The sequence below is a fragment of the Rhodopirellula sp. UBA1907 genome, from assembly GCF_002337565.1.
GTDB classification, from domain to species: domain Bacteria; phylum Planctomycetota; class Planctomycetia; order Pirellulales; family Pirellulaceae; genus Rhodopirellula; species Rhodopirellula europaea.
This window is the reverse complement of the sequence record NZ_DDGH01000074.1, coordinates 47,655-56,488: the sequence shown is the minus strand read 5'-3', so window position 1 is coordinate 56,488 and position 8,834 is coordinate 47,655. Positions and strand designations below refer to the sequence as shown.

The window sequence follows — 8,834 nt, the reverse complement described above, 5'->3', positions numbered from 1 at the left end:
GGCATCAAAAAACTGCACGACCTTCAAAGGGACGCTGGGTCGATGCTCTCGGCTTTTGAGGCGGAGGCTTGCGGTGTGGGTGAGCTGGAGCTTGGATTGGGTGAGGAGCGACTTGGGGCAGAACGCTGGTGGGCGGAACAATTGGGGACAATTGTTCTACGCAGGTGCGCGCGTCACGGTGGGGGACCACCGTGCTACAGGTTTTTGGGGCTGGTAGGATGCGTTGCGGGCTGCAGTTCTGTGATCCTGTGGCCCTTTTCACTTACTAATTTCCCAGCCTTGCTGGATTTGATTGCCAAGATCGCACGCGAGACATCGAACACCGGGTATGCGACGTTTCTTTCAATCCATTCGAAAAGCCACTTGGACGCTGTTTTGTCTGGCGTCCTTGGCGTTGATCCTGGCGTTTGTCACGGCGCTGCCGCTGTTTCAGTTGATCACGTTGGGATATTTGCTGGCCGTTGCCGGGCATTTGGCCGCGGGTGGACAGCTCAAGGACGCTTTGCCGAATCTGAACGCGGCGGGTGTGTTTGGAGCGGCCTTTTTGGCGCTCGCGGTTGCCTCGGCACCGACTCGCTTGTTGGCTCATTGGGAATCCGTGGCCGCGGTGATCGATCCTGGTTCGCCCGATGCGACTCGGCTTCGGATCGGAGCGATTGCGTTGTCGGCGTTCTTGACCGTTTACTTGGGGTGGGCCTGGGTTCGTGGGGGACGCTTGAAACATTACGTGTGGCCCCAACCCATGCGTTTTCTCAAAGAAGGGTGGCGTCCATCGACTTGGTCGCAGTTTGCTGATCGTGTGTGGGCGTTTTTGAAAGACCTGCGGATTCCCGCTTTGTTTTGGATGGGCGTCCGCGGTGCGTTCCTGACTTTGGTTTGGTTGATTCCCGCGTTTGTGATCATGGGCGTGACACGGGAAGGCGACAACGCCGCGGACGGATTGCTGGGCGTGTTGGCTTTGTTCACGCTCTCGTTCGTGCTGCTGTATCTGCCGATGTTGCAGACTCATTTCGCGGCCCAAAACAATTGGCGAGCGATGTTTCAGTGGCGGCAAGTTCGCAGCGACTTTCGTTACGCGCCATGGTCATGGGCGGGAGCCATGTTGGTCGGATTGGTGTTGATGCCGATCCCGCTGTATCTGCTGAAGATCGAAGCGACGCCGCAGGAGATCACTTGGTTGCCGTGTTTGGTGTTTGTGGCATTCATGCTGCCGGCTCGAATCGCAGAAGGGTTGGCGCTGCGTCGATGCCGGCGGCTGCGTGTCCAAGCGGAATCGGGCGAATGGTCGCCTGGCGTTTGGTCAGGCCGCTGGTGGTTTGTCTCGCGGTGGACGGTTCGGCTGGTGGTGATGCCCGCGATTGTTGGGCTCTACATGTTGGTTCTGATGGGCAGCCAGTTCACCAGTTGGGACGGGGTGGAAACTTGGGTTCGCCAGCATGCTTTGCTGGTGCCGGTGCCATTCATCGGCGTGTGATCGCACCGCCGCCGAAACGTTGAATCCGACGCGGGTTCCCTTGCTGTTTCTTCTATCAGGTGGTAGAAGCGCAGCATGACTCGACTGCCGAATACCAAACCGAACCAACCAAGACATCGCAACCGCAAACGCGGTGTGATCGGAGTGATGTTTCGCGCCGACAAGTTGCTGATCATCCGCCGTTCGATGACCGTCAATGCGCCGGGGAAGTTGTGTTTGCCCGGCGGAGGCATCGAGGCAGGCGAGAGCGAAGAGGAGGCTCTCATTCGCGAAATGCAAGAAGAGCTGGCAATCGATGTGACGCCGACTCGGCTGTGTTGGCGAAGTGTCACACCATGGGGAACGCGACTGGCGTGGTGGGTGGCGGAATTTCCAGACCACATCGATCCGGTGCCCAATCCCGATGAGGTGGCGGAGGTTCACTGGATGACAGCCGACGACATCGTCACGGCTCGCGGGGTGTTGCCCAGCTTGCCTGATTTTCTGGCGGCATGGCGAGGCGGCGAAATCGAGCTGCCATGGCCAGATTCCTCGGCGTCCTGAGTGAAAACTCGCCTTGTCGGTCGCTGGCGTTCTGCTAGGCTACGCGATTCGATCCGGCCGGTGTTTAGATTCGCCCCAGTTTGGAACGCCAATGATTGGCGGTGCCAAGACGCGAAACCTGGCCATGCACGCAAAACACGAACATTTTTCCAGGAGAGCGATCTAGGTGGGTACCAAGAAATCTGGCAAGGGACGACGCAAGGTAGGCCGCAAGAAACGACGGATGCGAGCCAAGATTCGTCACCGCAAGAAATAATCTTTGATGGCTGGTGGAGCGTTCGGCTGACAGAAGCCGTTGCTCTGCCCCACGAAATTTGTAGCCGCCACGAGGAATGCGATTGATCGTCTCTGGTTCACGAAACGCTGAACCAGCGAGGCGGACGCATCATTCGCCCTCGGATTGCAATCCCAATTCGGCCAGCCATCGGCGGCCGGCTTTGGGGTAGTTGCGGGCATCTCTTTTTTCACGCTGCAACTGGTCGATTTGTTCTTCCAGTTCCTCTGCGCGACGGGCCAGTTCCTGTCGCTCTCGCGAAAGTTTGGCTCGTTCGAGCGAGACTTCGATTTCAGCGCTTCGGAATTTGTCTTCCCATTCGGATTTCAATTGCGCCAGGCGTTCGCGCTCTTCGATCACCAATTCGTCACAGTCGACCATTCCGGCGATGGCAGCGGCACCAAACGCGACCTGGTCATTGCGAGTGTCCGCGCGGTTCTGCAGCAGAATCTGTAGTTCGTGGATCTCCGCGTTCCGTTCGGAGATCGTCTGCTCGGCGGTAGACAGCCGGTCAACCAAATCGTCAATGAAGGCGACTGGATTGCTGGTCCATTCAGGATCGATCGACGCCGCGATTTCTTGTGCGGGTTGAGACAGAGACTCGAGGAACGACTCCGCGTTGAAGTCATCATTCTCCATCTGTTCCAGGATGCGTGCCTTGCGTTCTTCCCAGGACATCGATTCGTCGCAGCCCTGCGTGTCAGACACGGTGCGTTTGACATCGTTCGACGCGAGTTGTGCCGCGAGCTGATCGTTTTGGGTTTGCAGTTCATGCGAACGCATTCGCTCGGCTTGGAGCTCCTCCTCCAAACGCTGCACTTCTGGCGAAATCTGCACTTCGGACGAAAGCAGGTCGCAGTAGTCGCCTTGGCCGTACTTGCCTTCCGTGAACCGATCATCGGCGTACTGGCCGCCGGCGTAGTCCTCTTCGGCTGAGTCGTCCGTGCTTTCGGAGGGAACAGGTGGCTGCCACGAGACCGCACAGGTGTCGGCGGGCTGGTCGAATTCGTCCGCGGAGTTTGTCGAATCTGCTGATTGTCCGGGTTCGTCAGGAGTCAGCGGGATGAGCGCGAACTCGTCCAGACGAGATGTCAGGCGGCCTTCGAATTCGCCGAGCAGCGAAAGGATCTGCTGCAGGCGTTCGTCGATGGGATGAGCTGCACCGGAGACGACTTCGGCCAAGTCGGCGCGAGTGATCGCGGAGCCGTTTGGAACAGCTGCCGCAGCAGAAGCGTCGCCGTTGGCAGCAGCATTCGCAAGGGAATCCGCCGTGGGCGAGTCGTTCAGATCGTTGGGATTGGTTTCGTTGATGGACATGGAAGCCGATTCAGGGACCTGATCACATGGATTTTCGGTCCCTTCGATATTGCCAGCAGTGGATTGCTCCACCTGCGGCCGCCGTTGCGGTGCAGGTGAAGAAAGACGTCGCTTTCGTTTACGGTTGTTTCGAGCCATTTGGCTGGAGATTCATTTCCGGGGCAAATCGGGACAGGCATGGCCTGATGGGTGTGATGGACTGTCTGCTATAGTCCATTCCCACCACTTCTTCGGAACAATAGATCACAAACAATTGCTGGTCAAAAATTCACACAGACCATCCTCACCCAATCCAGAAAAAGACAGTTTTGGCTAAGAAGAAACGGAACCCCTCTGCTGAAGAGGCCGGCGACGGCGAACAAACGGCAGCAGAATTGGCTGATTTTGAGACGACGCTGGGCGATGTGGAGACGATCGTTCGGAAGCTCGAATCCGGTGCATTGACGCTGGACGATTCGCTGAAGCAGTACGAGGTCGCGGTGGCAAAGATGCGACAGTGCTATCAGTTGCTGGACGTCGCCGAACGCAAGATCTCGGTGCTGGCCGGCGTCGACGCCGAAGGACGCCCCGTGACGGAGCCGCTTGAGAACATGTCCGGTGGTGAGTCGTTGGTTCAGAAGCAGGCTTCACGAGGCAAACGCCGTGGAGCGGTTGCGCCGGATCGTTCGGCAGGTGACACAGCATTGGATTCAGCGGAGGACGATGAGTGAGCGTGCAAGCATCGGGCGATCGTCGTGAACCAGCGGTTGATCCCAATGAATCACTGAAAGACTACATGGACGCTCGCCGACCAGCGGTGGAAGCGGCCCTGCAAGCTGCCTGCGAAGACCGCCCGGGTGTTCCCGAGCGTCTTGCCGCGGCGATCCGATACGCGGTGCTGGCTCCCGGCAAACGGCTCCGCCCGATGCTTACGATCATGGCCGCGGAGGCCTGCGGCGGCGACATGGAATCGGCGATGCCTTCGGCCGTTGCGGCCGAGATGATCCATGCGTATTCGCTGATTCACGATGACTTGCCCGCGATGGATGACGACGATTTGCGTCGCGGTCGGCCGACGACGCACATCGAATTTGACGAAGCGACCGCGATTTTGGCTGGTGATGCTCTGCAATCGATGGCATTTGCACACTTGCACCAAAGCACTTCCGACACGACCAAATCGGCAGCCCTGATCGGTACTTTGGCGACCGCGGCGGGTCCGGCTGGCTTGGTCGGGGGCCAAGCCGACGACTTGGACGCTGAGAAGTACACCGTGGAGGACTTCGGGGGGGCGGTTGCCGCCCTCAAACACCTCGAAGCAATCCACCATCGCAAAACGGGGGCCCTGTTTACGGCCTGTGCGGCGATGGGCGCAATTTCCGCCGGAGCGGATACCAATGCTGTTTCGGCCTTGACCGATTACGCTAAAGCGTTTGGACTCGCGTTTCAAATCACGGATGATTTACTTGATTGCACGTCCACGGATGAGCAACTTGGTAAACGAACGGGCAAAGACGATGGCCGTGGCAAGCTGACTTACCCGGGATTGATGGGGCTGGATCGGGCGAGAGCCCACGCGGAAAGCACCATACACATGGCGCACGAATCGTTGCAGTTGTTCGGATCATCTGCTCAACGGTTAAGAAAACTGGCGGACTTTGTCTTGGAGCGTACGAATTGACTGATCACAAACACCCTTTGTTGGCTGGCCTGCAGGATGCAACGCCACTGGCCAACTGGTCCAGCACCGAACTGAGCAACGCCGCCGTCGAAATTCGCGACGTGCTATGCAACTTGCTCGCGACCCGGACGGCCCACTTCGCGTCCAACTTGGGCGTGGTGGAACTCTGCTTGGCATTGCACAGCGAGTTCGATTTTCGAACCGATCGATTGATCTGGGACACCGGTCACCAGGTTTACCCGCACAAATTGGTCACCGGCCGCTACGACCGTTTCGAAACGATCCGCACCGCCGGCGGATTGATGGGTTACCCAAACCCGCACGAGAGCGTTTATGACTTGTTCATGACCGGCCATGCGGGCTGCAGCGTCAGTACTGCAGTTGGTCTGCGCAGCGGCGACATCTTGATGGACCAAAAAGACCGACGAACGGTCGCGGTCATCGGCGATGGTGCGTTCCCCTGCGGAGTCGTCTTTGAAGCACTCAACAACGCTGGCGAACTTGGCGACGATCTGACGATTGTTTTGAACGACAACAAAATGTCGATCTGCCATCGCACCGGTTCGGTTGCTCAGTACCTGGACCGTCTTCGCGGCAATCCGTTCTACACGGGTCTGAAACACGAAGTCACCAAGTTGCTCGACCGTGTGCCGATGTTTGGTGACCCAGCCGAACGCTTGCTGGCTCAGATGAAAGAAGGCGTCAAAGCTGGGCTACTGGGCGGAATGCTGTTTGAGGAACTCGGCATTCGTTACATCGGCCCCATCGATGGTCACGACATCCCGTTGATGCAAAAGTACCTGCGTCTATGCAAAGAAACCCCCGGCCCGGTCTTGCTGCACGTGGTGACGGAAAAGGGGCACGGCTATAAACCTGCCGCGGAAGATCCCGTCTTCTTCCACACGCCGCCGGCGTTTGAAGATCGAGGTGGCACGCCCGTCACACGTGGCAGCGATGGTCGCCCGCCGTACACGACTCACGCTCGCGATGCGATCGGCGAAGCGATGAAGCGTGATTCGCGAGTGACCGTGATCACCGCCGCGATGTGCCAAGGCAACAAGCTGGAGCCGGTCCGAGAGCAGTTCCCCGAGCGATTCTTCGACGTTGGAATTTGCGAATCGCACGCCGTCGCTTTCGCCGCTGGGCAATGCAAAACCGGCATGCGTCCGATCGTTGATATCTACAGCACGTTCCTGCAACGAAGCTACGATCAGATCTTCCAAGAAGTCGCTCTGCAAGATTTGCCGGTTGTCTTCATGATGGACCGCGCCGGACTGACCGCACCGGACGGGCCGACTCACCACGGTGTGTACGACATCGGCTACATGCGTTTGTTCCCGAATCTCGTTTTGATGGCACCGGGCTACGCCGAAGAATTGCCCCTGATGCTCGACAAGGCTTTGACGCTCGATCATCCGTCTGGCATCCGCTATCCAAAAGCATCCGCTCTCGAAGCGACCCACACACCCGCACCGATCGAAATCGGCAAAGCCGAATGGATTCGCGAAGGATCCGACGGCACGATCGTGGCTTACGGAGCGATGCTGGAACAAGCCATCGCGGCCGCGGAGCAACTTGAAGGCGAACTGGAAATTGGTGTCGTCAACGCTCGCTTCGTCAAACCAATCGATGCGGAGATGGTTCACAAGACGCTTAGCGAGGGACGCTTTGTCGTGACGCTCGAAGAAGGCACTCGCGTCGGCGGCTTTGGATCGGCGTTCTTGGAATCAGCCGTCGACCAGCGGTTGGACACGCGAGCCGTCCACCGGTTGGCATTGCCGGATGAGTTCGTGTTGCACGGTGATCGATCGCAGTTGCTGGATCAATCAACGTTGTCGGCTCAAAAGATTGCCGAAGTGTGTCGCGAAGCTGCTTCCGAGGTCGGATCACAGGTTGGTGTTTGATGGCATCCTCAAGCGGAGAGAAACTCGATTGGTGCGGATGTGGGCGTCCGCCACAAATCGTGGTGCTGGGTGCCCCTGACAAACTCAACGTGTCCTCCGCGTGGAAACGTCTTCGCCCGACGATCCAGTCGCACGCCGAATTGATTGCGGCGGACTTTGAGTTCACCTACGACTTCACGGACAAAGAAATTGACTTGGTGATCGTCATCGGCGGCGACGGGTCGATTTTGCAATCCGCACGCCAGATGGGCGAAAACCAAACACCGGTGCTGGGAATCAATTGCGGCCGGTTGGGATTCCTGGCCGCTCTCTCGCCCGAGGATTTCTTGGACGCTTGGCCCAAAGTCTGCCAGGGCGATTTCTCGATCATCCGCCACCTGATGTTGGAAGTGCAGCTGATTCGTGACGACGAAGTGATCGCACAATCCATGGCACTCAACGAAGCCGCGATCCTGAACGGCCCTCCATTTGCGATCCTCGACATTGACTTGTACGCCGACGGTGAACTGGCGACTCAGTATCGATGCGATGGTTTGATCGTCGCGACCCCGGTGGGCTCGACCGCGCACAACTTGTCAGCGGGCGGCCCCATCCTCAGGCGACAACTGCAGGCGATCGTGATCTCGCCAATCAGTCCACACACACTGACGTATCGCCCTTTGGTGGATTCAGCCGACACGCGATTGGAATTGGCGGTGACCGAACCCAACGAATCGACCAGCATCGTCGTTGACGGACGGATTTTGGGCCAACTGAAATCGGGTGATCGAGTCCGCGTGCACCGTGCTCCGGTATCGTTCGAAATGCTTCGGGTTCCGGGGCAAAATGATTATCGGACCTTGCGTGAAAAGCTGGGTTGGTCGGGACGCTTGGCATTGCGTCAACTCTGATCGATGATCAAGATCCTGCGATGATTGAAATTCTTTGGCAGTGCCATGCCTGCGTCGTCGTCAACAAACCGGTCGGACTTCCGACCACTTCACCCAAGGGAACAGACAGCCTTGAGTCGTGCCTGCGCGAACAATTCGCTCAGGCAGGGAATCCGGTCAGCTACCTCACCGCGGTCCATCGGCTCGATCGCCCCGTGTCAGGATTGGTGCTGATCGCACTTCGCAAGAAGGCGGCGCGCCTGCTGAGCGAGCAATTTCGATTGCGTCACGTGCAAAAGAAGTACATCGCGATGGTCCAAGGAAATGCCCTGGAAGCTTGCAAGCAAGAGCCATGGAAGGACACGATCGCAAAACTGCCCGATGAAGCTCGCGTGGAAATCGTCGGTCCTGATACCAGCGATGGACGTGATGCGGAGACGAAGGTGAGCTTCCTGGAATACGACTCGGCGAGCGACACATCACGCATTGAGTTGCGGCCGATCACCGGACGAATGCATCAATTGCGAATCCAGTCGGCTCATCGCGGACATCCGATCGTCGGCGATCCGCTGTACGGAAACGCGGAAGACGAGTCCGCGTTGCGTCTGGTCGCGGCAAAGCTTTCGTTCCGCGATCCAACCAACGGTCGAGCGACCGACGTTGCACTATCAAGTTTGCCGTTTTAGTTGGATAGCGTCGCGCTAGCCGCGATTCTTAATCACATCAGCCGTTTTGGCGTTAGCCACGGTTTCTGTATCCGAATCAGCCGATTGGCGTTAGCCACGGTTCCCAC

Annotated in this window: 8 protein-coding genes; 7 read left to right on the top strand and 1 reads right to left on the bottom strand. The window is 58.0% G+C overall.

Going from position 1 to position 8,834, the window contains the following annotated elements; genetic code table 11:
* Nucleotides 1-328 precede the first annotated feature (328 nt).
* Both B2R17_RS16315 and B2R17_RS16310 read left to right on the top strand, forming a co-directional pair.
* Nucleotides 329-1,474 carry a DUF4013 domain-containing protein gene (locus B2R17_RS16315; RefSeq protein WP_286764811.1) on the top strand — a complete coding sequence of 382 codons (1,146 nt, stop codon included), beginning with the start codon at nucleotides 329-331 and terminating at the stop codon, nucleotides 1,472-1,474.
* Nucleotides 1,475-1,549: 75 nt separating this feature from the next.
* Complete coding sequence (locus B2R17_RS16310) at nucleotides 1,550-2,017, top strand: NUDIX hydrolase (RefSeq protein ID WP_286764810.1); 468 nt, start codon at nucleotides 1,550-1,552, stop codon at nucleotides 2,015-2,017.
* A 385-nt stretch (nucleotides 2,018-2,402) separates the two neighbouring features.
* Here B2R17_RS16310 and B2R17_RS16305 read toward each other — a convergent pair whose 3' ends face one another.
* The gene (locus tag B2R17_RS16305; RefSeq protein ID WP_286764809.1) at nucleotides 2,403-3,608 is read right to left on the bottom strand and encodes a hypothetical protein; all 1,206 of its coding nucleotides are present in this window, start codon (nucleotides 3,606-3,608) and stop codon (nucleotides 2,403-2,405) included.
* Between the two features lie 308 nt (nucleotides 3,609-3,916).
* Here B2R17_RS16305 and xseB point away from each other — a divergent pair, with 308 nt between their 5' ends.
* The 5 genes from xseB to B2R17_RS16280 are packed head-to-tail and all read left to right on the top strand — an operon-like array spanning nucleotide 3,917 to nucleotide 8,727.
* The gene (gene xseB, locus B2R17_RS16300) at nucleotides 3,917-4,318 is read left to right on the top strand and encodes an exodeoxyribonuclease VII small subunit (RefSeq protein WP_286764808.1); all 402 of its coding nucleotides are present in this window, start codon (nucleotides 3,917-3,919) and stop codon (nucleotides 4,316-4,318) included.
* A 2-nt stretch (nucleotides 4,319-4,320) separates the two neighbouring features.
* The gene (locus tag B2R17_RS16295; protein ID WP_339888089.1) at nucleotides 4,321-5,268 is read left to right on the top strand and encodes a polyprenyl synthetase family protein; all 948 of its coding nucleotides are present in this window, start codon (nucleotides 4,321-4,323) and stop codon (nucleotides 5,266-5,268) included.
* Nucleotides 5,265-7,172 (top strand): 1-deoxy-D-xylulose-5-phosphate synthase, encoded by a 1,908-nt coding sequence (gene dxs, locus B2R17_RS16290; protein ID WP_008655415.1) that lies wholly within the window; start codon nucleotides 5,265-5,267, stop codon nucleotides 7,170-7,172. The genes B2R17_RS16295 and dxs overlap by 4 nt, the downstream gene beginning before the upstream one ends.
* On the top strand, nucleotides 7,172-8,062 hold the full coding sequence (locus tag B2R17_RS16285; RefSeq protein ID WP_286764806.1) for an NAD(+)/NADH kinase: 891 nt from the start codon (nucleotides 7,172-7,174) through the stop codon (nucleotides 8,060-8,062). Before dxs ends, B2R17_RS16285 begins: the two co-directional genes overlap by 1 nt.
* A 20-nt stretch (nucleotides 8,063-8,082) precedes the next feature.
* The gene (locus tag B2R17_RS16280) at nucleotides 8,083-8,727 is read left to right on the top strand and encodes an RluA family pseudouridine synthase (RefSeq protein WP_286764805.1); all 645 of its coding nucleotides are present in this window, start codon (nucleotides 8,083-8,085) and stop codon (nucleotides 8,725-8,727) included.
* Nucleotides 8,728-8,834 lie beyond the last annotated feature (107 nt).

Bases quoted from the DNA above. Each gene is read 5' to 3' on its own strand.
- B2R17_RS16315 (WP_286764811.1), top strand. From the start codon at position 329: ATGCGACGTTTCTTTCAATCCATTCGAAAAGCCACTTGGACGCTGTTT.
- B2R17_RS16310 (WP_286764810.1), top strand. From the start codon at position 1,550: ATGACTCGACTGCCGAATACCAAACCGAACCAACCAAGACATCGCAAC.
- B2R17_RS16305 (WP_286764809.1), bottom strand. From the start codon at position 3,608: ATGTCCATCAACGAAACCAATCCCAACGATCTGAACGACTCGCCCACG.
- B2R17_RS16285 (WP_286764806.1), top strand. From the start codon at position 7,172: ATGGCATCCTCAAGCGGAGAGAAACTCGATTGGTGCGGATGTGGGCGT.
- B2R17_RS16280 (WP_286764805.1), top strand. From the start codon at position 8,083: ATGATTGAAATTCTTTGGCAGTGCCATGCCTGCGTCGTCGTCAACAAA.